The sequence below is a fragment of the Amycolatopsis sp. genome, from assembly GCF_035546795.1.
Taxonomy (GTDB): Bacteria; Actinomycetota; Actinomycetes; order Mycobacteriales; family Pseudonocardiaceae; genus Amycolatopsis_E.
The window spans coordinates 131,771-152,770 of record NZ_DASZWC010000071.1; the positions used below are offsets into that span (position 1 = coordinate 131,771).

25 protein-coding genes and 1 pseudogene are annotated in these 21,000 nt (G+C 69.6%); 12 read left to right on the forward strand and 14 right to left on the reverse strand.

All coding sequences use genetic code 11. The features are described 5' to 3' along the window. Positions 1 to 339 precede the first annotated feature (339 nt). Complete coding sequence (locus VHD82_RS35705; protein WP_325713858.1) at positions 340 to 741, forward strand: hypothetical protein; 402 nt, start codon at positions 340 to 342, stop codon at positions 739 to 741. Here VHD82_RS35705 and VHD82_RS35710 read toward each other — a convergent pair. The 6 genes from VHD82_RS35710 to VHD82_RS35735 all read right to left on the reverse strand — a co-directional run bounded on the left by VHD82_RS35710 (position 716) and on the right by VHD82_RS35735 (position 7,452). Next, complete coding sequence (locus VHD82_RS35710; RefSeq protein WP_325713860.1) at positions 716 to 1,879, reverse strand: acyl-CoA dehydrogenase family protein; 1,164 nt, start codon at positions 1,877 to 1,879, stop codon at positions 716 to 718. The genes VHD82_RS35705 and VHD82_RS35710 overlap by 26 nt on opposite strands. 13 nt (positions 1,880 to 1,892) lie before the next feature. After that, the gene (locus VHD82_RS35715) at positions 1,893 to 3,044 is read right to left on the reverse strand and encodes an acyl-CoA dehydrogenase family protein (RefSeq protein WP_325714008.1); all 1,152 of its coding nucleotides are present in this window, start codon (positions 3,042 to 3,044) and stop codon (positions 1,893 to 1,895) included. Positions 3,045 to 3,120: 76 nt separating this feature from the next. Next, positions 3,121 to 4,734, reverse strand: coding sequence for an AMP-binding protein (locus VHD82_RS35720; protein ID WP_325713862.1), 1,614 nt, complete (start codon positions 4,732 to 4,734; stop codon positions 3,121 to 3,123). A gap of 14 nt (positions 4,735 to 4,748) precedes the next feature. Continuing rightward, positions 4,749 to 5,489, reverse strand: coding sequence for a 3-oxoacyl-ACP reductase family protein (locus VHD82_RS35725; protein WP_325713864.1), 741 nt, complete (start codon positions 5,487 to 5,489; stop codon positions 4,749 to 4,751). A gap of 11 nt (positions 5,490 to 5,500) precedes the next feature. Further along, positions 5,501 to 6,646, reverse strand: a complete 1,146-nt coding sequence (locus VHD82_RS35730) for an acyl-CoA dehydrogenase family protein (RefSeq protein WP_325713867.1) — start codon at positions 6,644 to 6,646, stop codon at positions 5,501 to 5,503. Between the two features lie 2 nt (positions 6,647 to 6,648). Continuing rightward, on the reverse strand, positions 6,649 to 7,452 hold the full coding sequence (locus VHD82_RS35735) for an enoyl-CoA hydratase-related protein (protein WP_325713868.1): 804 nt from the start codon (positions 7,450 to 7,452) through the stop codon (positions 6,649 to 6,651). Between the two features lie 121 nt (positions 7,453 to 7,573). Here VHD82_RS35735 and VHD82_RS35740 point away from each other — a divergent pair, with 121 nt between their 5' ends. Both VHD82_RS35740 and VHD82_RS35745 read left to right on the forward strand, forming a co-directional pair. Further along, entirely contained in the window at positions 7,574 to 8,194 is a 621-nt protein-coding gene (locus tag VHD82_RS35740; protein ID WP_325713870.1) for a TetR/AcrR family transcriptional regulator, read from the forward strand. Positions 8,195 to 8,224: 30 nt separating this feature from the next. After that, a pseudogene (locus tag VHD82_RS35745) lies at positions 8,225 to 9,087 on the forward strand (alpha/beta fold hydrolase). A 3-nt stretch (positions 9,088 to 9,090) separates the two neighbouring features. Here the strand turns inward: VHD82_RS35745 and VHD82_RS35750 are convergent. Beyond that, positions 9,091 to 9,459, reverse strand: a complete 369-nt coding sequence (locus VHD82_RS35750; protein ID WP_325713872.1) for a nuclear transport factor 2 family protein — start codon at positions 9,457 to 9,459, stop codon at positions 9,091 to 9,093. 77 nt (positions 9,460 to 9,536) lie between these two features. Between VHD82_RS35750 and VHD82_RS35755 the strand changes: the two genes are divergently transcribed. Then, positions 9,537 to 10,145, forward strand: coding sequence for a sigma-70 family RNA polymerase sigma factor (locus VHD82_RS35755; protein WP_325713874.1), 609 nt, complete (start codon positions 9,537 to 9,539; stop codon positions 10,143 to 10,145). Here VHD82_RS35755 and VHD82_RS35760 read toward each other — a convergent pair. After that, positions 10,111 to 10,482 (reverse strand): DUF4267 domain-containing protein, encoded by a 372-nt coding sequence (locus VHD82_RS35760; protein WP_325713876.1) that lies wholly within the window; start codon positions 10,480 to 10,482, stop codon positions 10,111 to 10,113. The genes VHD82_RS35755 and VHD82_RS35760 overlap by 35 nt on opposite strands. A gap of 83 nt (positions 10,483 to 10,565) precedes the next feature. Between VHD82_RS35760 and VHD82_RS35765 the strand changes: the two genes are divergently transcribed. After that, on the forward strand, positions 10,566 to 11,138 hold the full coding sequence (locus VHD82_RS35765; protein ID WP_325713878.1) for a TetR/AcrR family transcriptional regulator: 573 nt from the start codon (positions 10,566 to 10,568) through the stop codon (positions 11,136 to 11,138). 1 nt (position 11,139) lies between these two features. Here the strand turns inward: VHD82_RS35765 and VHD82_RS35770 are convergent, their stop codons facing one another. Genes VHD82_RS35770 through VHD82_RS35780 form a run of 3 tightly spaced genes read right to left on the reverse strand, consistent with a single transcriptional unit; the run spans position 11,140 to position 13,422 of the window. Next, on the reverse strand, positions 11,140 to 12,243 hold the full coding sequence (locus VHD82_RS35770; protein ID WP_325713880.1) for a YwqJ-related putative deaminase: 1,104 nt from the start codon (positions 12,241 to 12,243) through the stop codon (positions 11,140 to 11,142). Between the two features lie 11 nt (positions 12,244 to 12,254). Then, on the reverse strand, positions 12,255 to 12,950 hold the full coding sequence (locus tag VHD82_RS35775; protein ID WP_325713882.1) for a hypothetical protein: 696 nt from the start codon (positions 12,948 to 12,950) through the stop codon (positions 12,255 to 12,257). Between the two features lie 28 nt (positions 12,951 to 12,978). Further along, a complete protein-coding gene (locus VHD82_RS35780) occupies positions 12,979 to 13,422 on the reverse strand; it encodes a YbaB/EbfC family nucleoid-associated protein (RefSeq protein ID WP_325713884.1) in 444 nt (147 codons plus the stop codon). Positions 13,423 to 13,743: 321 nt separating this feature from the next. Between VHD82_RS35780 and VHD82_RS35785 the strand changes: the two genes are divergently transcribed. From VHD82_RS35785 to VHD82_RS35800, 4 genes are read left to right on the forward strand one after another with little or no spacing between them, the layout of a single operon-like run. Next, positions 13,744 to 14,280 carry a YbaB/EbfC family nucleoid-associated protein gene (locus tag VHD82_RS35785; RefSeq protein WP_325713886.1) on the forward strand — a complete coding sequence of 179 codons (537 nt, stop codon included), beginning with the start codon at positions 13,744 to 13,746 and terminating at the stop codon, positions 14,278 to 14,280. 10 nt (positions 14,281 to 14,290) lie between these two features. Continuing rightward, a complete protein-coding gene (locus VHD82_RS35790; protein ID WP_325713888.1) occupies positions 14,291 to 14,647 on the forward strand; it encodes a type VII secretion target in 357 nt (118 codons plus the stop codon). After that, positions 14,637 to 15,494 (forward strand): hypothetical protein, encoded by an 858-nt coding sequence (locus VHD82_RS35795; RefSeq protein WP_325713890.1) that lies wholly within the window; start codon positions 14,637 to 14,639, stop codon positions 15,492 to 15,494. The genes VHD82_RS35790 and VHD82_RS35795 overlap by 11 nt, the downstream gene beginning before the upstream one ends. Positions 15,495 to 15,515: 21 nt before the next feature. Further along, positions 15,516 to 16,166, forward strand: coding sequence for a hypothetical protein (locus VHD82_RS35800; protein WP_325713892.1), 651 nt, complete (start codon positions 15,516 to 15,518; stop codon positions 16,164 to 16,166). 32 nt (positions 16,167 to 16,198) lie between these two features. Here the strand turns inward: VHD82_RS35800 and VHD82_RS35805 are convergent, their stop codons facing one another. Further along, positions 16,199 to 17,110 carry an alpha/beta hydrolase gene (locus VHD82_RS35805; protein WP_325713894.1) on the reverse strand — a complete coding sequence of 304 codons (912 nt, stop codon included), beginning with the start codon at positions 17,108 to 17,110 and terminating at the stop codon, positions 16,199 to 16,201. Between the two features lie 134 nt (positions 17,111 to 17,244). On the opposite strand from VHD82_RS35805, the gene VHD82_RS35810 reads away from it, so the two are divergent. After that, positions 17,245 to 17,862 (forward strand): GNAT family protein, encoded by a 618-nt coding sequence (locus VHD82_RS35810; RefSeq protein WP_325713896.1) that lies wholly within the window; start codon positions 17,245 to 17,247, stop codon positions 17,860 to 17,862. A gap of 20 nt (positions 17,863 to 17,882) precedes the next feature. On the opposite strand, the gene VHD82_RS35815 is transcribed toward VHD82_RS35810, so the two are convergent. Beyond that, positions 17,883 to 18,035, reverse strand: coding sequence for a hypothetical protein (locus tag VHD82_RS35815; RefSeq protein ID WP_325713898.1), 153 nt, complete (start codon positions 18,033 to 18,035; stop codon positions 17,883 to 17,885). Between the two features lie 131 nt (positions 18,036 to 18,166). Here VHD82_RS35815 and VHD82_RS35820 point away from each other — a divergent pair, with 131 nt between their 5' ends. Both VHD82_RS35820 and VHD82_RS35825 read left to right on the forward strand, forming a co-directional pair. Then, on the forward strand, positions 18,167 to 19,336 hold the full coding sequence (locus tag VHD82_RS35820; RefSeq protein ID WP_325713900.1) for an acyl-CoA dehydrogenase family protein: 1,170 nt from the start codon (positions 18,167 to 18,169) through the stop codon (positions 19,334 to 19,336). Between the two features lie 25 nt (positions 19,337 to 19,361). Next, positions 19,362 to 20,012: a GntR family transcriptional regulator gene (locus VHD82_RS35825; RefSeq protein WP_325713902.1), complete on the forward strand. Its 651-nt coding sequence runs from the start codon at positions 19,362 to 19,364 to the stop codon at positions 20,010 to 20,012. Between the two features lie 23 nt (positions 20,013 to 20,035). Here VHD82_RS35825 and VHD82_RS35830 read toward each other — a convergent pair whose 3' ends face one another. Next, the gene (locus VHD82_RS35830) at positions 20,036 to 20,968 is read right to left on the reverse strand and encodes an NADP-dependent oxidoreductase (RefSeq protein WP_325713904.1); all 933 of its coding nucleotides are present in this window, start codon (positions 20,966 to 20,968) and stop codon (positions 20,036 to 20,038) included. Between the last annotated feature and the right edge of the window lie 32 nt (positions 20,969 to 21,000).

Below are 21,000 nucleotides of genomic sequence, written 5' to 3' on the forward strand. Positions count from 1 at the left end.
GAGGCCCAAAAGGACACCGGCCGACCCGAGGATCCACGAAACGGGACTGTGATCGGTGATCGCTCTCCGCGCGCAGAGGCCCGCGAAGGCCACCGCGCAAATCAGCGGAAGCCACCGGACCGACGAAAAGACACCCACCGAGAACCTACCCAGACGCCAGGGATCGATCCGGCAAGTTTCCCCGACCGGACCACCCGGACGCAATCCGCCGTCGGCAGCAACCACACGTAACGCCCAGGTCCCGTCGTCGATCCTGGGTGAGTGCGAAGACTCCTTGTGGTGCTCGCTGCCCGCGTGCTCACCGGGGACTCGATTTCGGCGGCCGCCCGGACGAGATGGGTGACGAAGGCCGGGGATCTTGTTCTGTTCACGAGCCCGATGCCGGCGCTCTACCGCGGCACCATCGGCGCCGCCGTCGTTGACCAGATCGACGAGACGCCCGGCTGCCACGACGCGGACGAAAGGTCGACCTGCCGCCGATCGCGGGCGTCGAGCGGCAAACCGCATCGGTCATGCCCCCGACCGGATCGTTCGTCACCAGACATCCTGATGTCCCAACGGATTCCGTCCATCGCACCGGCACAGGAAGCCGTCGTCGCCCCGCGTGAGTCGCACATCGATCCAGGCGCCGTTTCCGAGGTGTACGCCGACGAGACGGCGTTCGCCGAGCGTCGGCACAGCGCGGCGATGGCTGCGGCAAACGGCCCGCACCGGCTCAGCGGAAGGCGGACTGGCCGGTGAGCGCCTGGCCGATCACCAGCTGGTGCACCTCGGAGGTGCCCTCGTAGGTGAGCACCGATTCGAGGTTGTTGGCGTGCCGCAGCACCGGGTATTCGAGGCTGATCCCGTTGGCGCCCAGCAGGGTCCGGCATTCCCGCGCGATGGCCAGCGCCTCGCGGACGTTGTTCAGCTTGCCGAGGCTGACCTGCTCGGGCCGGATCCTGCCCTCGTCCTTGAGCCGGCCGAGGTGCAGCGCCAGCAACATCCCTTTGCCCAGCTCGAGCGTCATGTCGGCGAGCTTGAGCTGGGTGGCCTGGTACGCCGCCAGCGGTTTGCCGAAAATGTCACGCTGTTGCGTGTACGCGATCGCTGTCTCCAGGCAGTCCCGCGCCGCGCCCAGCGCGCCGAACACGATGCCGTAGCGGGCTTCGTTCAGGCAGGACAACGGCCCGGACAGGCCACGGGCCCCGGGCAGCATCGCCGAAGCGGGCAGGCGCACGTTGTCGAGCACCAGTTCACTGGTGACCGACGCGCGCAGCGACAGCTTCCGCTTGATCTCCGGGGCCGAGAACCCGGGCGTGGTGGTGGGCACGACGAAGCCGCGGATCTTGTCGTCGGTCTGGGCCCAGACGACGGCGACGTCGGCGACGGATCCGTTGGTGATCCACATCTTCGTGCCGTTGAGCACCCAGTCTTCGCCGTCGCGCCGGGCGCTGGTGCGCATGTCACCCGGGTTCGAGCCGAAGTCCGGTTCGGTGAGGCCGAAACAGCCGATGGCCTCACCGGCGGCCATCCGGGGCAGCCACTCCTGCTTCTGCTCTTCGGAGCCCCAGCGCCAGATGGCGAACATGGCCAGCGAGCCCTGCACGGAGACCAGGCTGCGCAGGCCGGAATCGGCCGCTTCCAGCTCCAGGCACGCCAGGCCGTAGGCGGTGGCGCTGGTGCCGGCGCAACCGTAACCCTCCAGGTGCATGCCGAGCACGCCGATCTTGCCCAGCTCGCGCGCGAGCTCCCTGGCCGGGATCGACGCCGTCTCGAACCACTCGGCCAGGTGCGGGCGGATGCGGTCGGCCGTGAACTCGCGCACCGTGTCCCGGATGACCTTCTCGTCCTCGCCGATCAGGTCCTCGGTGCCGAACAGGCCCAGCGGGGTGTCCATGGGTCTTCCTCTCCTACAGAAATGCGCTGATGCCGGTCTCGGCCCGGCCGATGAGCAGCTTCTGGATCTGGCTTGTGCCTTCGTACAACGTCATCACCCGCGCGTCGCGCATGTACTTCTGCACCGGATACTCGTCGATGTAACCGTAACCGCCGAAAATCTGGATCGCATTGTTCGCGGCGCGCACCGCGGCCTCGCTGGCGTAGTACTTGGCCTTCGACGCCGCGACACCGAACGGTTCGCCCTTCTCGATCAGGCTCGCCGCCCGGTACACCAGCAGCCTGGCCGCGTCGAGTTCGACCGAGATGTCCGCGATCATGTCCTGGATCAGCTGGAACGACGCGAGCGGACGGCCGAACTGCCGCCGTTGCGTCGCGTAGTCGCGCACGGTTTCCAGGCAGCCGAGGATGATTCCGGCACACCCGGCACCGACCGAAACGCGGCCCTTGTCGAGCGAGTGCATCGCGATCGAGAAGCCCTGGCCCTCTTCGCCGAGCCGCGCGGAGGCCGGCACGCGGACGTCGGTCAGGTAGATCTCGCCGGTGGCCTGCCCGCGCAGTCCGAGCTTGCCCTTGATCTCGCGGGTCTCGAAACCCGGCGTGCCCGTCGGCACCAGGAACGCCGACACACCCTTGGGCCCCGGCTCGCCGGTCCTGGCGAACACCAGGCACACATCGGCCCAGGTGGCGTTGGTGATGAACATCTTCTGTCCATTGAGGACATAGTCCTCGCCATGGCGCACGGCGCGGGTCTTGAGGTTGCCCGCGTCCGATCCGGTGTCCGGCTCGGTGAGGCCGAAACAGCCCAGCACCTCGCCGGTGGCGATGCCCGGCAGCCACTGCTTCTTCTGTTCCTCGGTGCCGTGCGACAGGATCACCTTGCCCACCAGCCCCATCGACACCGACACGATGCCCCGCACGGCCGAGTCGGCGCGGCCGAGCTCCTCCATGCCGATGCAGTAGGTGATGTAGTCGCCGCCGAGCCCGCCGTATTCCACAGGAATGGTGAGGCCGAAGAAGCCCATTTCGCCGAGTTTGGGGATGACCGCGGTGTCCACGGACTCGGCACGGTCCCAGGCGGCGCGGTGCGCGACGACTTCGTTGTCCAGGAAGTCGCGGGCGTACTCGCGGAACTTCTGCTGGTCGTCGGTGAAGGTCAGGTCCATGGTTGGCAATCCGATCGAAAGTAGGCGGATACGGGCCGCGGCCGATCCGCTCGCAGACACCTGTTTCCGAGCAAGGTCATCCCTGCCCACCGATCTCGGCCCGCAGCTGGAACTTCTGGATCTTGCCGCTGGCGGTGCGTGGCAGTTCGGCGAGCACTTCCAGCCGTTCCGGCCAGTACTGCTTCGCGACACCCTTCTCCGCCAGGAAAGCCCGCAGCTTCTCGAAGGTCAGCTCGGACGCGCCCGGTTTGAGCACCACGCACGCGCACGCGCGTTCCTGCAACCGTGGATCGGGGATCGCGACCACCGCCACGGCGTCGATGTCGGGATGTTCGTAGAGCACGTTCTCCACGTAGGCGACGGGGATGTTCTCGCCGCCGCGGATGATGACGTCCTTGGTGCGCCCCGCGATCCGCAGGTACCCGTCGGCGTCGATGGTGGCGATGTCGCCGGTGTCGAACCACTCGCCGGTGAAGCTCTCCCGGGTCAGGTCGAGCCGTTCGGCGTAGCCGACGAACAGGAACGGCCCGGCGACCTGCAGCCTGCCTTCGGTGTCCGGCGGCAGCTCCGCCCCGTCCGCGTCGACGACGCGGATTCGCATACCGGGCCAGGGAAAACCGTCGGTGTCGATGAGTTTCTCGTCGGGGTCGCCGGGGATGCCGAGCGTCACGAGCGCGTCCTCGCTCTGGCCCCAGCCACCGAGCACCACCAGACCGGGCAGCTTCCGCCGCGCCTGACGTACCAGCGCGCGCGGGATCGGCGCGCCCATGCAGCAGAACCGTTGCAGGGACGACAGGTCGTGCTCGGCGAGGTTCGGCGCGGACAGCAGGTCGTGCAGGAACGGCGTGGCCGCCGAGGTGTAGGTGATGCCGTGCTCGGCGACCAGCTCGACGAACCTTCGCGCGTCCCACACGTCCTGCAGCACGCAGGTGGCCCCGTTCTGCACGGAAAGCCTTGCACCATAAAGGAACCCGGTGAGGTGCGCCAGCGTCGAGGCCATGTGGAAAACGCTGTCCGCGGTGATGCCCAGCCGCTGCGGCAACGGGTTGTTGGCCGCGATGGCGGTGTTGTGCGTGTGCATCACGCCCTTGGGCTCGCCGGTGGTACCCGAGGTGAAGATCAGCAGCGTGACGTCGTTCGGGTCGGGCCGCAACGCGTCCAGCTCACTTACGTCGCGCCGCTCTTCCCACGGCGTGGCGGCGAACTCGTCCCAGCTGGAGCCGACCGCGAGCACGTGTGCCAGGTCCGGCCATTGTGGACGGACGCGCTCGACCATCGCCGGGTAGTCGAACCCGCGGAACTCACGCGGCACGACGAGAACCTTCGATTTCGCCAGCCTCACCATGAAACCGACCTCGCGCTCCCGGTAGATCGGGATCAGCGGGTTGCTGACGGCGCCGATCCGGCTGGCCGCGTAGTGCACCACGACCCATTCGATCCAGTTGGGCAGCTGGAACGACACCACGTCGCCGGGCCGCACGCCCAGTTCCAGGAAGCCGAGCGCGCAGCGGTCGACCTCGTGTTTCAGCTGGGCGTAGGTGACGCTGCGCCGCGAGTCGGTGAACGCGGTCTTGTCCGGGGTCGCGGCCGCCACCTCGTCGAGGTGGTCGGTGATGGTGCGGCCCACCCAGTACCCGGCTCGGGTGTGGGCTTCGATCTGCTCGTCGCTGAGGATCGTCGCGAAGGACATGGATGGTCTCCGGGTCAGCTCATGGTGAGGCCGCCGCTGACGCTGACGGTCTGGCCGGTGACATAGTCGGCCTCGTCCGAGGCGAGGAAGGCGACCACGTTGGCGAGGTCGCTCGGCTGCGCGAGCCGACGGAACGGGATCGCCTTGGTCAGCGCCTCCCGCAGTTTCGGGTTGTCGCCACCGATCGACGCGAACAGCGCCGTGTCGGCGGGGCCGGGGCAGACGGCGTTCACGTTGACCTGGCTGCGTGCCAGCTCGCGTGCGACCGACTTGGTGAAGGCGATGACCCCGCCCTTGGCCGCCGAGTACACGGCCTCGCCGGACGAGCCGACCCGGCCCGCGTCGGAGGCGATGTTGACCACCGAGCCGTGGCCCTGCGCGGCCAGGATCGGCAGCACCGCCTTGCAGGTGTTGAGCACGCCGTAGAGGTTGATCTGCACGACGCGGTCCCAGTCGGCGGGGTCGGAGTCCACGAACGGGCCCGCCTTGTCCCAGCCGGCGTTGTTGACCAGCGCGTCGATCCGGCCGAACCGGCCGTGCACCTGCTCGATCATCGCGTTGACGGAGTCGAGGGAGGTCACGTCGGTGCGGATGCCGACGCCACCGATGGCGGCCGCGGTCTCCTTCGCGGTCGTTTCGTTGATGTCGGTGACCATCACGGTCGCGCCCTCGGCGGCGAGCTTCTCCGCGATACCGCGGCCGATGCCCTGCCCTGCGCCGGTGACGATGGTGATCTTGTCCTGCAGTTTGCCCATGGATCTTCCCTTCACGGTGCGTAGGTGCGGCCCAGCAGGTTCCGCGAGATGACGAGCTTCGAGACCTGCGCCGTGCCGTCGCCGATCTCCAGGCCGATGACGTCACGCAGCCGCTGCGCGATCGGGCTCTCCGAGGAATAGGCGAGGTGGCCGAACGTGAGCAGGCATTGGTGGATGGCCTCGGCGGCGAGCTTCGGCGCCCAGAACTTGGCCATCGCGGCCTCGGTGCTGTGCTCGATACCGTTGTCCTTGCGCCACAAGGCTTCGTAGCAGACGTGCCGCGCACCGCGCAGGTAGGTGGCGTACTCGGCGAGCGGGAAGGCCACGCCCTGGAACTTGCCGATCGGGCTGCCGAATGCCTGCCGGTCGCGGGCCCACTGCAGCGCTTCGGCGAGCGAAACCTGTGCCGCGCCAAGGCAGGCGAGCCCGATGATGGCGCGGGAGTAGTCGAACCCCTGCATCACCGACACGAACCCAGCGCCCTCGGCGCCGACGAGCGCTTCCCTTGGCACGGGCAGACCGTCGAAATGAAGGGACGCGCGGCCGATGGCCCGGCTGCCGAGATCGTCGAACGCCGCGCGCGACACGTAACGTTCGTCGAGCTCGACCCAGAAAGCGCTTACCCCACGGGCCCCGGGCCCGCCGGTGCGCGCGAGCACCAGCGCGGAATGTGCCGACATACCCAGAGTGATCGAGGTTTTCTCCCCCGTGAGCCGCCAGCCGTCACCGTCGGGCTCGGCCCGCATTTCCAGCTTCGCGGCGTCGGTGCCGTGCTCGGGTTCAGTGATGCAGAACGCGGGCACGACCTCGCCGGACGCGATCGGCGGCAGCCAGGCCGCCTGCTGCTGCCCGGTCGCGTTGCGGGTGAGGATGTCGCTGACCAGCGCGCTGACGATGATGAGGTACGCCGCGTTGAAGTCGCCGTGCGCGACCTCCTCGGCCGCCATCCCGGCGATGACCGAGCTGGCCTCCTGGCCACCGTGGCGTTCGGGGATGCGCAACCCCAGCAGCCCCATGCCGGCCAGGTCCGCGACCAGCTCCGGGCGCAGCTTGGCCGCCTTGTCGTCGGATTGGTAGTGCGGCGCAAGAACTTTCGTGGTGAACCGCCGCAGTTCGTCGCGGTAGGCGCGCTCTTCTTCGGACAGGGTGAAATCCATGATCAGTGCCAGTTCACGCGGGAGTTGAAGTCGGGCTTGCGTTTCTCGGCGAACGCCGCCGCGCCTTCCAGGCCCTCGGGCGACGCGGTGAACAGGTCCAGCGCGGACATGGCCAGATTGGACAGTCCGGCCTGATGGTCGGTGTCGGCGTTGAAGGACTGCTTGCAGAACCGGATCGCGGTCGGGCTCTTCTCGGCGACCTCGCCGGCCCAGGCCTTCGCGGTCTTGAGCAGTTCACCCGGCGGTACGACGACGTTGACCAGCCCCATCCGCTCGGCCTCGGCCGCGTCGTACTGCCGGCACCAGAACCAGATCTCGCGCGCCTTCTTCTCCCCCACGACGCGCGCGAGGTACGCGGTGCCGAAACCGGCGTCGAACGAGCCCACCTTCGGCCCCGCCTGACCGAACCGCGCCGTCTCGCTGGCGATCGTCACGTCGCAGAGCACGTGCAGCACGTGCCCGCCGCCGACGGCGATCCCGTTGACCGCGGCGATCACCGGCTTGGGAATGTCGCGGATGAGCTTGTGCAGGTAGCCGATCTCGAACATGCCGCTCTCGGTCGGCCCGTAGTCGCCGGTCTCGGCACGCTGCTTCACGTCGCCGCCGGTGCAGAACGCCTTCTCACCCGCGCCGGTGAGGATCACGGCCTGCACCTGCTGGTCGGCCCAGGCGGCACGGAAGGCCTTGATCAGTTCCTCGACCGTCTTGCCGCGGAAGGCGTTGTAGCGCTCCGGCCGGTTGATCGTGATGACCGCCGCCGGGCCCTCGACCTCGTGGCGGATGTCCTCGTACTGCTGCGTGCCCACGGTCGTCTCCTTCGTCGAACGGGTTGCCGACTACGGTGACAAAATTTGACTCTCAAGTCAATAGCTGTCCCGAGAGTCAAAAAGGTACGCTGGGGTCCGGTACGCGACGAGAGGAACGGCATTGGTTGCCGAACAGGCGGTGCAGACGTCCACCCGGGTTCAGCGCAAACGCGGCAAGCGGATCCAGGAAATCCTCACCACGGCCGCCGAACTGTTCGGCGAGCGCGGGTTCGACGCGGTGAGCCTGGAGGACGTGGCCGAACGCCTCGACGTCACCAAGGGTTCGCTGTACTACTACTTTTCGAGCAAGGACGAGCTGGCCACCGCGGCGATCGAGACGCTGGGCCGCGACTGGACGGCGCGCCTGGAAGCGCTGCTGGCCGATCTGCCCGGCAGCACGACGGAGCGGTTGCGCGCGCTGATCCACGAGCACGTGACCATCGCGGTGCGGGACTATCCCGCCGCCCTGCGCCTGTTCCTGGTGCCGCACGAGTGGCCGAAGGCACAGTACGAGCGCGTCAAGGCGCTGCGTCAGCAGCACGACAGGCTGTTCCGCACCCTCGTCGAGGAGGGCGCGGCGTCCGGCGAGTTCACCGTGACCAGTGTCGCCACGGTGCTGCAGTGCATGCACGCCGCGATGAGCCAGGCGCCGCTGTGGTGCGCCGGCCTCGGCGAGCGCGCCCGGCGGCGGTCGGTGGACGAGCTCGCCGACACGCTGATGATGCTGGTCGGCGTCCGATGACTTTCCGCCCCGGCGCGGGTCTGCATCGGTATGACGCAGATTTTGCAGACCCCGGGGGCGGAGATCGCGTATGACGTGCACGGCCCGTTGCCCACCGCGGACGGGCGCCCGCCGCTGCTGATGATCGGCCAGCCCATGGAGGCGGCCGGTTTCGCCACACTGGCTTCGTACTTCCCCGACCGCACGGTGGCACCTACGACCCGCGCGGGCTCGGCCGGAGCGTGCGCAAGGACGGCCGGACCGACCACGTGCCCGCCGTGCAGGCCGGCGACGTGCACGCGCTGATCGAGGCGCTCGGCGCCGGCCCGGTCGACTTGTTCGGCAGCAGCGGCGGCGCCGTCACCGCGCTCGCGCTCGTCGCCGCGTACCCGGACGACGTGCGCACCCTGGTGGCGCACGAACCGCCGGTCATCCCCGTCGTCACCGACGCCGCGGCGGCCGCGCGCGCCCGCGCCGGATGCCGGGATGCCTACGAGGCCAAGGGATCCGGTGCCGGGATGGCCGCGTTCATCGCGATGACGTCGTGGCCGGGCGAGTTCACGGACGAGTACTTCGCCCGGCCGCGGCCCGATCCCGTGCAGTTCGGCCTGCCCACCGAGGACGACGGTTCGCGCGACGACCCGCTGCTGTCCGAACTTTCCTGGGCGGTCAGCGACTACGAGCCCGACATCGACGCACTGAAAACCGCGCCGACCCGTGTCGTGATCGCCGTGGGCGAGGAGTCCGAAGGCCTTTTCACCGGCCGCACGTCGGTCGCCCTCGCCGGGCTGCTCGGGCGGCAAGCGACCGTTTTCCCCAGCCACCACGGCGGTTTCCTCGGCGGCGAGCACGGTTATGCCGGACAGCCGGAGGCCTTCTCCCGCAAGCTGCGCGAGGTGCTCGACGAGGACTGATGGTCAGAAGAACGCGTTGGGGTTGAGCGGTTTTTCCGGGATTTCCTGGACCACGTCCCAGTGCTCGGCGATGCGCCCGTCGCGGACGCGGAACACGTCCACCGTGGCCAGCCCGCCTCCCCGCCCGGTGTCGATGCGTGTGTGCACGGCCACGTGATCGGCGTCGGCGAGGACCCGTTTGACGGCGACTTTGCTGGTGCGCAGCCAGTCACTGGCACGCAGGTACTCGCCGAAGGCGGCGCGCCCGGCGCCGCGGACTCCGGGATTGTGGGAGACGAAGTCTTCGTGCAGCAGGTCCAGGAAGGCGTCGAGGTCACCGGCGGAGAACCGGGCGACCGCGGCCAGCACCAGATCTCGGCTCGTGGTTGTCATACTGGGATGACGGATCGCGGTGGGTCCGGCGTCACGCGTGTGACGCCCAGGCGATCCGGATCGTCCCAGAGGACATCATGAACGAGTTCGAACGACACCGGGCGTCGCTGCTCGCGCTCGCCCGCCGGATCCTCGGCCACCATGCCGACGCCGAGGATGTCCTGCAGGACGCCTGGCTGCGCTGGCACCAGGCGGACACCAGCACGGTCGAGAACCCCAAGGCGTATCTGCACCGGCTGGTCACCCACCAGGCCATCGACCAGCTCCGCCGGACCCGGGCACGCCGCGAGGACGACATCTCCGTGCCCGGCGCCACGGTGACGGGCGACGCGGAAGCAACCGAGGTGGTGTCGACGGCGCTGCACGTGCTGCTGGAAACCCTCGACCCGGTGGAGCGAACGGTTTTCCTGCTGCACGAGGTGTTCGCCTTCTCGCACGCCGAGATCGCCCCGGTCGTCGGCCGCACCGAGCGGGCCGTCCGGCAGCTGGCGTACCGGGCCCGGCAGCGGATCCGCGCCGGCCGGCCGCGCCACCGGCCGACCGCGGCCGAACACCGCCAGACCACCGAACGTTTCCTGCTCGCCACCAGCACCGGCGACCTGACCGCCTACGCGAGGCCCTGCGCCGACCAGGCGACGACAGGCCGAGACATCAGGCCAGGAACAGCAGTACGGCGCAGACGATGATCGTCACGGCGGTCGCGAAGTGGATGCCGAACGCGACCGCCTTCGTGCCCCCGTTGCGCAGCACGATCACGGTGTCGCCCAGCGGCAGGAGCGCGACCACGATCATGAACCAGGCCTCGGCCTGGGTGCCGGCGAACGCGAGCAACGCCAGGCCGACCAGGCCGTAAGTGCCGTCCCGCAGACCCTTGATCAACAGGTACGCACGGTCGCCGTTCTCCTTCGCCGGCACGCCGTACCCACTGGCCGCCGCCCGCGGCACGGCGAGGAAACGCGCGCCGATGAACAGGATCAGCAGGTTCAGCAGAATGGCGAGGACGTAGGCAACGGTGGTGATCATATGCACTCCTTCTAGCGTCGCTAGGAACAGGAGCAACTGTAACAGATCACCGAAAGAGTATCTAGCGTCGCTAGACTGATGGCATGTCGATCCAGGAGCGCCGGGAGCGCGAACTCGGGAGACGGGAGCGGCTGATCGTCGCCGCTGCCAGGGAACTGGCCGAAACCGACGGCTGGGACGCAGTGACGACACGCAGGCTGGCCGAGCAGGTCGAGTACAGCCAGCCGGTGCTCTACCGCCACTTCAAGGACAAAAACGCCATCGTGGCCGCGGTCGCGTTGGACGGCTTCGCCGAGCTGGCCGCACAACTGCACGCGGCCCGTTGCGCCGCCTGCCCCCGCCAGGCGCTCGGGGCGACGAGCGCCGCCTACACGAAGTTCGCCGACGACCATCCCGCCTTGTACGACGCCATGTTCAGCCGGGCGGTCGGGCTACCGTTCGCGCCCGACGAGGCACCGGCCGCCCTGCGCGCGGGCTTCGCCGAACTGGTGGAGACCGTCCGGCCGCACGCGGCCGACGACGAGCCAGGCCTGCTGGCCGAAACCTTCTGGGCCGCGCTGCACGGGCTCGTCGTGCTCACCCGGGCCGGCCGGCTCCCCCGCCACGCGCACGGGAGCCGGCTCGAAATCCTCCTCGCGCACTTCCGGCGCGAATGAGCTAGACGACGTTGATCTTCCCGGGAGTCTCGCTCCGGTTGTCCCACGGGAAATGCATCAGGTCGTCCTTGCCGGTCTCGGGGTTGTGCACCGTCTGCGGGGACATCGCGTTGATCCCGAGTTTATGGGTCATGTAGCTGCAGCTGACGCACGGCGGCGTCTCCACCGGGTCCGGGTTCTTCTTGCTGGACGGCTGATGCGCCACCGTCGCGCCCCCGACCTGTTCGAAGTGGTTCCGCGCGTCCTGCACGCTCCACGTGCCGTTCGGATCGACCTTGTGCAGGTAGTCGGAAATGGCCCCGACCTCCGCGCACTGGCCGTGCCCCTTGCCCGCCGGGCCGACGCCGGTCTCGTGCACGTTGCCCTGGTCGTCGCGTGTGGCGAGTTCGTCGAGCAGGTTCTGCACGAGCGGGTGACGGTTGGGGGTGCCGCCCTTCATGCTGCTGTGTGCGGTGGTCGTGTCGCCGGTCTGCAGGGAGCTGGCCATCCCGGGCCGGGTCTTGTTGGAGAAGCCCGCGCCGATGTCCTGGCCCTGCTGGTGGGACACCTTGGTCATGTTCGGGGTGTCGTTCTCGTCGAGCCCGGTCTTGAGCGGATGTGTCCCGGTCTGCGGGTCGCCCGCCAGATGATGGGTGCCGTCGCCGGTCTTCGCCGGGTTCGTCGCCGTATTGACCTTCGGGGGCTTGTACGTGCTGCCGCCGTCGTGCTTCTTCGCGGAGTCGTCGAAGCGGACGGCCTTGCCCTCCTCGATGGTCTCCAGCTTCGACGGGACCTTGGTGTCCGAGTGCAGCTTCTTGATCGAGGCGACGTGGTCCTGCTCGGTCTTGTCCATCGCGTCCGCGCCCTTGTGCAGGTTCTTCCCGGACTGGCCGGTGACCCGCGAGCTTTCCCCGAGGAACTTCTTGAACACCCCACCGGCCTTGTCGGTGAACTTGCCGATCAGGGAGCCGAGGCCGCTCTTGTCCTTGCGCGTGTTGCTCGACACCTTGGTGTGCAAGGTTTCCAGCCGGGAGCTGTGCCCGCTGAGCCGATCGGAAAAGGTGTTCAGATCGGACCCGGTCTTGCGCAGATCCGGCGTGTTCAGGTGAAAACCCTTGCCGGGCATGAACTTTCCTCTCAGCTGCCGCTGTGCGCCGTGGCCATCCCCGGCACGGACGCCTTGCTTTCTTCGATGCCGTCGGCGAACCCGCCGCCCGCGCTGTCGGCGACCTTGCCGAGGTCCACGCCGCTGCCGCTGCCGACAGCGTCGCCGAGCAGCTGGCCTGCCAGCTCCTCACCCGCGCTGCCCAGCGCGTCGAAAACCGGGCCTTCCACCGCGTTGAGCAGCGCCTGCTCCACCTGGTCGACGATGGTCTTCTCGATGCCCTTCATGATTGCCCTGGTCGCGGCGGTCTCGATGGGGATAGCCGCTTCGGACGCGCCGAACGTGAACGGCGCGGCGGCCTGGTCGGCGATGATCTCCGCGGCGAGGATGGCCAGCTGCGCGATCGCGGCCGCCTTGAGCCCGACGACCAGGCCCGCCGCGACGTCCAGCGCGTCGGCGAGCAGGCCCATCCCCTTCGCGAACTGCGGCAGGTGCCCGTCGGCGAGCTTCTTCCACAGCTCGCCGAACAGCTCCAGCCCGTCGGCGGTGTTCGCGCCCAGCATCTTGGCGACCGACTGCTGCGCTTCGTCCGCGTGGCCGTTGAGCTCCTCGGCGATCTGGCGGAACTCGGACGCCGCTTCGCGAAGCTGGTCCTCGTCGATGTCCGGCCAGTCGACGCCGACCAGATCCAGCACCCAGGCCAGCGCGTCGGGCAACATCATGCTCATCGGTTGCTCACTTTCCCCAGTGCGGCGATCACCACGGTGCCGCCTCGTCCTCGGCCTCGTCCGGGATCGGCACCAGCACGTCGTCCGGCTCGTCCGGCTCATCCTGCTGCCGCGCGGCGCCCGGATCTTCCGCGGTGCGCGGCACCTCGGGCACGGTCGTGCGCAGCTCGGCGAGTTCCGGGTTGTGCTCCAGCATCGCCTTGCGGATCTGCTCGTTCTGCTCCCGCAACGGCGCCAGCGCCTCGCTCATCCGCGCCCGCGCCTGCGCCGCGGCCGACTGCGCGGTGGCCACGACCGTCGCGGCGAGCTTGTTCGCGTTTCCCCGCGACAGAGCCAGTTCCGTCAGTTTCAGGTCGGTGATCACCCCCGTCGCGTCCACTTCGACGGTCACCTGTCCGTCGCCGGAGGTGGCGGCGCCGCGCACCGACATCGCCTCCTGCTGCACCGCCAGCGCACGGTCCGAATCGAGCATCCACGGTTCCTACGGGGTCGTCCGGGCGTGCGGCTGCCCGCCCCAGGACAGCCGCACGGAGAATTGGCCGCCAATATAGTCACCTCGCGATCATGCGAACGGCGGGCAGCGTGAATCCGTGGCAAAAGCAAAGATCCGTAAGGGATGTTCTGGACTAATCGGCGATCCCTTGTGCGCCAAGGAATCTCCGGGAGGTTCAGACCTTCCGCAGGTCAGGCGGCCGTCGAGTCCACCTTGGACGGCGGGCGCGATCGGCCGTCTTCGCCCGATCGCGCGAGGGAAATGCCGATACGGTGTGCGCGAGAGGGAGGGCACACCGAAATGCCAGATGAGTCGCTGCTGTCCGGCGGGCCGGACGAGATCAAGCGGAAGCTGCGCGCCATGGCCGAGGCGGCCAAGGCGAAGTCCGAGCGGTTCGGCGCCGTGCGGCGGCAGGTCGAATCCTCGGTGATCGACGAGGAGTCGCCGGACGGGGTCGTCAAGGTGAGCGTGCGGGCCAGCGGCGCGCTCGCGGGCCTGCAGCTGTCCGACCGCGCCCGCGAGCTGTCCCCGCCGCAGCTCGCGTCGCTGGTCATGGCCACGGTCGGCCGCGCGCAGGGGCGGATCGCCGGGCGGGTGCGGCAGATCGCGCGGGACAACGGTGTCGGCGAGGACCCGGCCACGTCGACGATGGTCGCCCGGTTCGCCGAAGAGTTCCCCGAGCCCGATCCGGCCGAGAACCCGGCCGGTCCGGGGGAAATGCGGCTGGGCAAGCTCGAGGACGAGCCCGCGCCGCCACCACCGCCGCCGTCCCGGCAGGCCCCGCCGGACGAGGACGACGGGTACTGGGACAAGCAGTCGTTCCTGCGCGGCACCTGAAGGGGAGCAGATGAGCCAGGGTTTCGAGGTCGACACCGGCCGGCTGCGCCAGCACGCCGCCGATCTGAACGGGGTCCAGAGCCAGTCCGCCGAGGCGGTGGACGCCGGGCATCAGGTCACGCCCGGCGGCTGGGACAACGCGTACGGCGTGATCTGTCAGTCCTTCCCGCAGCTGCTCCGGCCGACGGCCGAGCGCGGGATCGACGCGCTGCAGCAGGTCACCGACGGCCTGGCGAACCACGTCACGCAGCTGAACTCGGCAGCCGACGCGTACGACGAGCTGGATCGGCAGATCGCCGACAACCTGCGCGAGATCCTGCGCGACCTGGACCGGGCGATCGGAGGCAGGATCTTCGATGGCCACTGAGAACCCGCTGGTCGATCCCTCGTCCCAGTTCGACCCGGACGACTACGGCCCGGACGCGAAGAAGATCGCCCAGGGCGACCTGAGCACGCTGAACCCGGTCACCTCCGGCGGCGACTGGTGGGCGGGTTCGGGACTGTGGGACGACTGCAACCAGCTCGCCCAGTCGATCAAGGACCGGGACCTGGTCGGCGTCTTCTTCGGCACGGTGGCCGTCGAACTCGACGCGATCGGCGTGCTGATGGATCCGATCGGCACGGCGCTGTCCGGGCTCGCCGGCTGGATGATCGAGCACCTCAAGCCGCTGCGGCTGGCGCTCGACGAGCTGGCCGGGAATCCGGACACCATCAAGGGTGTCGCCAAGACGTGGACCAACATCTCGGACCGGATGAAGCAGGTCGCGCAGGCGCAGCACGACGCGGTCCAGCAGGGCACGGCGCACTGGCAGGGTCCGGCGCCCGACGCGTACCGGCAGGCCGCCGGGAAGCTCTACGACGCGGCCGGCGCGACGAGCAGCCTGTCCGAGGGGATGAGCTCGCTGATCCAGGCGATGGGCGAATGCGTGGCGACGGTGCGCAGCCTGGTCCGCGATCTGATCGCCACCCTCGTCGCCGAGCTGGTGCAGGACGCGCTGGAGGAGGCCGCGTCGGTCGGGTTCGCCACGCCGCTGGTCATCGAGGAGGCGACGGGCGCGATCAGCCGCTGCACCGGCCGGACGGTCTCGACGATCGAGAAGCTGGTGGACGTGATCGGCGAGGTGCTCGACATCGCGACCAAGATCAACACCCTGCTGCAGACCATTGTGAAGGTGGTCCAGGACCTGCCCAAGGCGACGCAGGCGGCGGGCTGATCCTTGCTCACACTCGTCGTCGTGCTCGCGATCGTGCTGCCGCTCGCCGTGCTGGGCGGGGTGCTTTTCGTGCCGGTGCGCAGAATCTGGCGGCAGGACGCGGCCACCAAGCCGTGGCGGGGGCTGGGCACGTGGTGGCCGGCGCAGCCCGAGCAGGGGGCGCTGGAGTGGATCCGCGCGACGTATCCCGCCGGGGCGTCGCGGGCGCTCGGCATCGGCCACGGCGACAGGATCACCGCCACCGTGTACGGGCAGCATCGCGGCTACCGGGTGTCGGCGCACGAGTGGGAATGGCGGGAGCTGGGGGCGAACCGGCCGAGGACGGTCCAGCGCACCGTGCTCGCGATAGAACTGCCGATTTCCGTGCCAGGGCTGGAAATCCAGCGCTGCGGCGGGGGTTCGGACCTGGTGCTGGGGATGCCGGAGTTCGACTCCGCGTTCCGGGTGCTGGCCGCGGACCCCGGCTTCGCGCGCGCGGTGCTGACCCCGCCGGTGACGCGGTGGCTGCTCACCGACCCGCGAGCGGAGTACTACCCGGTCCGGTTCCTGGGCGCGATGGTCAGCACCGCCGAACGCGGCAGCCTGCGCACGGAGTCGCTCGGCCCGCCCGCCGACTTCCTGATCGAACTGCTCAGCCGCGTGCCGGCGCAGGTGTGGCATCGCCGGGTCTGAGCGCCGTCCCACGGCCCGCGCGGGAATCCCTGCTACGAAACGGGAACGTGCTCGACCGCGAGGTGTGACCCGAGGAATATTCCGGCGCGGGCCAGCGCCGCCGCGCCTTCGTCGAGCAGGGCCGCGAAGCCCTGGAACACGTGCGGGACGCCGGCGGTCACCTCGAGGGTCACGTCGACGTCGGCGGCCGCGGGCCTGGCAGCGAGCCGGGTCGCGTCGTCGAGCAGGATCTCGTGTGAGCCGGCCTGGACGAGCAGCGGCGGCAGGCCGGTGAGGTCCGCGAACACCGGGCTGACCGCCGGATCGGCCGGGTCGCGACCGGCCACGTAGTCCGCCGCTCGACGCCGGAGGCCCGCCGGGGTCAGCGACGGGTCGACCCCCGCCTTGGTCGTCATACTCTCGCCACTCCCTGTGAGGTCGGCCCACGGCGAAAACACCACCGCGGCGGCCGGGCGCGCGAGGTTCGCCTTCACCGGCGCCACCACTGTCGCGATGGCCAGCCCACCTCCGGCGGACTCACCGGCGATCGCGATGCTCTCCGGCGCGACTCCCGCGTCCAGCAACCCGCGGTAGGCGGCGACGGCATCTTCCAGCGCGGCGGGATACGGATTTTCCGGGGCCAGCCGGTAATCGACCGAGATGACGGTGCCGCCGCTGTGCCGCGCCAGGCCCGACGCGAGCCCTGCCGACGAGGCTGCCGTGCCCAGGGCATAACCGCCGCCGTGGAAGTACAGGATCGTGCCCACCGGCGACCGGCCCGCCACCCCGACCCGGACGGCCGGCACTCCGCCGAGCTCTTCGGTGGTGGTCACGACGTCCGCTGCCAGCGGTTCCGCCGTCATCAGCTCCTCGAAAACCGGCCGCTGCCCGGCAACGTCACCCCCGATGTCCAGCGGCCCGGTCCGCAACATCTCCTCGACGACGGCGCGCTGCTGAGCACTCACGAAGACTCCTCCTGGACGGCTGACACCCATCTTGTGGACGCATCGTCCATATGTCAGCCGGCTCCCGGCGAAAGCGCTTTCCGGTACCCGCCGCGATACCCGGGCCGGCCGCCGCCCCGGTACGATCCCCGCCGATGGTCACGAACGCGCCCCGCCTCGTCACGTCCCCAGCCTGGGTGGGGCAGAAGGTGCTGCTGCGCGACGTCCGCCCCGCCGACCAGCGCACTCTGATCGGGTTCGATCGCGCCGACGACCGCACCGAAGACAGGCGGGTCGGCGGCTACCGCCACTGGGCGACGCACCGCGCCGACGCGGCCGACGACTTCCACTTCGTGATCGAGACGCTGCACAGCCGGACGGTCGTCGGCTCGATCTGGATCCAGGCGGACGCCGCCCGGGGCCGGTTCAGCTACGGCATCGGCATCGGAGCGCAGCACCGCCGCTGCGGGTACGCCGCCGACGCCGTCGCCGCGCTGCTCGCGTACATGTTCGAGCAGCGCGGCTACCGCAAGTGCGAGGTCAGCATCTACGGCGGCAACTTCGCGTCGCTGGCCCTGCACGGGGAACTCGGCTTCGCCGAAGAGGGCAGGCCCCGCGACACCGAACTGCTGCGCGGCGAGATCAAGTACCCGGTGCTGATGGGCATCACCGCCGAGCGGTTCGCCGCACGCCACCCGGTGCTGGCCGCCCGCCCCTGGCGCGGCCGCCACTGGCGGATGCCCCGGCGTGGACGGCACTGGCGTCCGTCCTAAAAGGACGGCAGCATCGGCACCTACACCGGCGGGGTTTCCGAGTAGCGCACCGGGTTGCCCGCCACCACCACAGTCCCGCCGCACACCAGGCTGCCCACCACCACCACAGTCCCGCCGCACACCAGGCTGCCCGGCACCGCCACGGTCGTGCCGTGCGGCCGGGGCAGTCGCACGATCGGCGTGCACGTTGCCGGCGAACAGACCCGGCCGGAAGTCCTCCACCCGGAGGTTGTCGTGCGTGGATTTTCGAAAATCGAAAATCGGGCTAGGATCGAGCCCACCCGAGGTCAAGGAGTAACCGACGATGCCCGCTGCCACCGATCCGCTGGACTACCTCGCCATCGCCAGCGTCCTGTCCGACGAAGAGCGCGACATCCGCGACACCGTGCGCGCGTTCGTGCGGGACCGGGTGGTGCCCGAGGCCGGCGACTGGTTCGAGCAGGGCCGGATCCCCCGCGAACTGGTCGGCGAGCTGGGCAAGCTGGGCGTGCTCGGCATGCATCTCCACGGCTACGGCTGCGCGGGCACCAGCGCGACCGCGTACGGGCTGGCGTGCCTGGAGCTGGAGGCGGGTGACAGCGGAATCCGCAGCCTGGTGTCGGTGCAGGGCTCGCTGGCGATGTTCGCGATCCACCTCTGGGGTTCGGAGGAGCAGAAGCAGGAATGGCTGCCGCGCCTGGCGGCCGGCGAGGCCGTCGGCTGCTTCGGCCTGACCGAACCGGACTCGGGCTCCGACCCGGGTTCGATGCGGACCTACGCCCGGCGCGACGGCGAGGACTGGCTCCTGCGCGGCCAGAAGATGTGGATCACCAACGGTTCCTGGGCCGACGTCGCGGTGGTGTGGGCCCGCACCGACGAGGGTGTGCGCGGTTTCCTGGTTCCCCGGGGCACCAAGGGTTTCAGCACGCGGGACATCCACCGCAAGATGTCGCTGCGCGCGTCGGTCACCTCCGAGCTGATCCTGGACGAGGTCCGGCTGCCCGCCTCCGCGATGCTGCCGGGCGCGACGTCGCTGCGTGGCCCGCTGTCGTGTCTGAACGAGGCGCGCTACGGCATCGTGTGGGGTGCCGCCGGGGCGGCGCGCGCCTGCCTCGAAGCCGCGCTCGACTACGGCACCACGCGCGTCCAGTTCGGCAAGCCCATCGCGTCTTTCCAGATCCAGCAACAGAAACTCGCGATGATGGCGCTGGAGGTCAACCGCGCCACGGTGCTGGCGCTGCACCTTGGCCGGCTCAAGGACGCCGGGCGGCTGCGGCCGGACCAGGTGAGCATGGGCAAGCTGGGCAACGTGAACGCGGCGCTCGACGTGGCCCGCAACGCGCGCCAGGTGCTCGGCGCGAACGGGATCACGCTGGAGTACCCGGTCATGCGGCATCTGACCAACCTCGAAACCGTCGTCACCTACGAGGGCACGGCGGACGTGCACGCGCTGGTCATCGGCGGCGCGCTGACCGGGATCGACGCGTTCCGGTGAGCGTGGCACGGCTAGAGTCGGCGCGATGACCACGAGGCCCGGCACCACGACGCAGCACGCACTCGACGAGCTGCGGCTGTCCATCGTCGCGGGCGACTACCGGCCCGGCCAGCGCGTGCTGCAGGAGGAGATCGCCGAGCGGCTCGGCACAAGTCTCGCGCCCGTGCGCGAGGCGTTGCGGGCGCTGGAACAGGAAGGGCAGGTCGTCTACCGGCCGCGCCGCGGGTACTTCATCACCGAGCTGCGTGTCGAGGACCTCCAGGAGATCTACGCCTTACGCGCTCTGCTGGAGGAGCGAGCCGTCCGGACGACACTGCCCACCCTGGACGACGACGCCGTCGAACGCATCGCGCTCGCCGCCCGCGACTGCGCGGAAGCCGCGCAGCGCGGCGATGTCGCGGCCGAGCTGGAGGCGAACCGCCGCTTCCACTTCGGCATGTTGGAGGCCCCGGAGCAGATCCACACCATGCGGCTGATCCAGCTGCTGTGGGATTCCACCGAGGCGTACCGGGCGATGTACTACAACTCCCCCGAGGAACGCGCGACGACCGTCGCGGCGCACGACGACATCCTCGACGCCGTGCGCCGCAAGGCGATCGACGAAGTCGTCGCCGCGCTCGACGAGCACCGCACGCGCGCGCTCGACGTCCTCACCGGGATCCTGTCCGCGGACTGAAAGTCCACTGTGGACCGAACGGGTCAGCCGCCGATCCGCAGGACCAGCTTCCCGCGCGCGTGCCGGGACTGGCTGAGTTCCGCGGCGGTGCGCCATTCCTCCAGCGGGAACGTCCGCGCCACCGGTACCGAGAACTGCCCCTTCGTCGCCAGTCGCGCGTATTCGCCGAGGACGTAATTGTGCGGCGCGGCGTCGGCTTCGCTGTCAGGGCCTTGAAAACGCACGCCCAGTTCGACTGCCGCGGCGAAGTCACTGACTGTCAATACGTGATCCGGCGCTTTGACGGTACGCACAAGGCTCGGCAAGGCGTTGCTGACCGGCGCCGCGTCGAGGGCGAGATCGACCGGGCCGCCCGCGATCGTGCGCACCCGCTCGACCATGCCGTCGCCGTAACCGGTGACTTCGGCACCGGCGGCGCGCAGGGCGTCGGCGTACGTCTCGCCCGCGGTAGCGATCACCCGCGCCCCTTGCCGGATCGCGATCTGCACCGCGGCGTACCCGACGGTGCTTCCGGCGCCGTGCACGAGCACGGTCACGCGGTCACGGACGCCGAGCGCCACCAAGCTCCGGTGGGCGGTCTCGACCGCCATCGGCAACGCCGCGGCGGCGACGGCACCAAGGCCCGGCGGGCGCGGGAACCAGTCGTCGAGCAGAGCCTGCTCGGACGCGCCGGCGGCCGGGCCCTGGAACGGCGCGGGTCCGAATACCGCGGCACCGATCTCGACGCCGGTGACGCCATCGCCGACCGCGTCGACGGTGCCGGACACTTCGAGCCCGATCCCGCGCGGCAGGTCGCCGGCGAACAGGCCGCCACAAAGCGCCCAGTCTGCCGGGTTCAGCCCGCATGCCTGGACCGTGACGCGAACCTGACCCGGCCCGGGCGCAGGCGGTTCGATGTCCTCGATCCGCAGAACGTCGAGCGGTGCACCGTACTCGTGGAACCGAAGAGCGCGCATGAAGTCTCCCATGAGGTGATGACAGCATCTGC

What these genes read in the sequence shown, in the direction of transcription:
- VHD82_RS35710 (WP_325713860.1), bottom strand. Translation starts at nt 1,879, where the DNA reads ATGGACACCCCGCTGGGCCTGTTCGGCACCGAGGACCTGATCGGCGAG.
- VHD82_RS35715 (WP_325714008.1), bottom strand. Translation starts at nt 3,044, where the DNA reads ATGGACCTGACCTTCACCGACGACCAGCAGAAGTTCCGCGAGTACGCC.
- VHD82_RS35720 (WP_325713862.1), bottom strand. Translation starts at nt 4,734, where the DNA reads ATGTCCTTCGCGACGATCCTCAGCGACGAGCAGATCGAAGCCCACACC.
- VHD82_RS35725 (WP_325713864.1), bottom strand. Translation starts at nt 5,489, where the DNA reads ATGGGCAAACTGCAGGACAAGATCACCATCGTCACCGGCGCAGGGCAG.
- VHD82_RS35730 (WP_325713867.1), bottom strand. Translation starts at nt 6,646, where the DNA reads ATGGATTTCACCCTGTCCGAAGAAGAGCGCGCCTACCGCGACGAACTG.
- VHD82_RS35750 (WP_325713872.1), bottom strand. Translation starts at nt 9,459, where the DNA reads ATGACAACCACGAGCCGAGATCTGGTGCTGGCCGCGGTCGCCCGGTTC.
- VHD82_RS35755 (WP_325713874.1), top strand. Translation starts at nt 9,537, where the DNA reads ATGAACGAGTTCGAACGACACCGGGCGTCGCTGCTCGCGCTCGCCCGC.
- VHD82_RS35760 (WP_325713876.1), bottom strand. Translation starts at nt 10,482, where the DNA reads ATGATCACCACCGTTGCCTACGTCCTCGCCATTCTGCTGAACCTGCTG.
- VHD82_RS35765 (WP_325713878.1), top strand. Translation starts at nt 10,566, where the DNA reads ATGTCGATCCAGGAGCGCCGGGAGCGCGAACTCGGGAGACGGGAGCGG.
- VHD82_RS35770 (WP_325713880.1), bottom strand. Translation starts at nt 12,243, where the DNA reads ATGCCCGGCAAGGGTTTTCACCTGAACACGCCGGATCTGCGCAAGACC.
- VHD82_RS35775 (WP_325713882.1), bottom strand. Translation starts at nt 12,950, where the DNA reads ATGAGCATGATGTTGCCCGACGCGCTGGCCTGGGTGCTGGATCTGGTC.
- VHD82_RS35780 (WP_325713884.1), bottom strand. Translation starts at nt 13,422, where the DNA reads ATGCTCGATTCGGACCGTGCGCTGGCGGTGCAGCAGGAGGCGATGTCG.
- VHD82_RS35785 (WP_325713886.1), top strand. Translation starts at nt 13,744, where the DNA reads ATGCCAGATGAGTCGCTGCTGTCCGGCGGGCCGGACGAGATCAAGCGG.
- VHD82_RS35790 (WP_325713888.1), top strand. Translation starts at nt 14,291, where the DNA reads ATGAGCCAGGGTTTCGAGGTCGACACCGGCCGGCTGCGCCAGCACGCC.
- VHD82_RS35795 (WP_325713890.1), top strand. Translation starts at nt 14,637, where the DNA reads ATGGCCACTGAGAACCCGCTGGTCGATCCCTCGTCCCAGTTCGACCCG.
- VHD82_RS35810 (WP_325713896.1), top strand. Translation starts at nt 17,245, where the DNA reads ATGGTCACGAACGCGCCCCGCCTCGTCACGTCCCCAGCCTGGGTGGGG.
- VHD82_RS35820 (WP_325713900.1), top strand. Translation starts at nt 18,167, where the DNA reads ATGCCCGCTGCCACCGATCCGCTGGACTACCTCGCCATCGCCAGCGTC.
- VHD82_RS35825 (WP_325713902.1), top strand. Translation starts at nt 19,362, where the DNA reads ATGACCACGAGGCCCGGCACCACGACGCAGCACGCACTCGACGAGCTG.
- VHD82_RS35830 (WP_325713904.1), bottom strand. Translation starts at nt 20,968, where the DNA reads ATGCGCGCTCTTCGGTTCCACGAGTACGGTGCACCGCTCGACGTTCTG.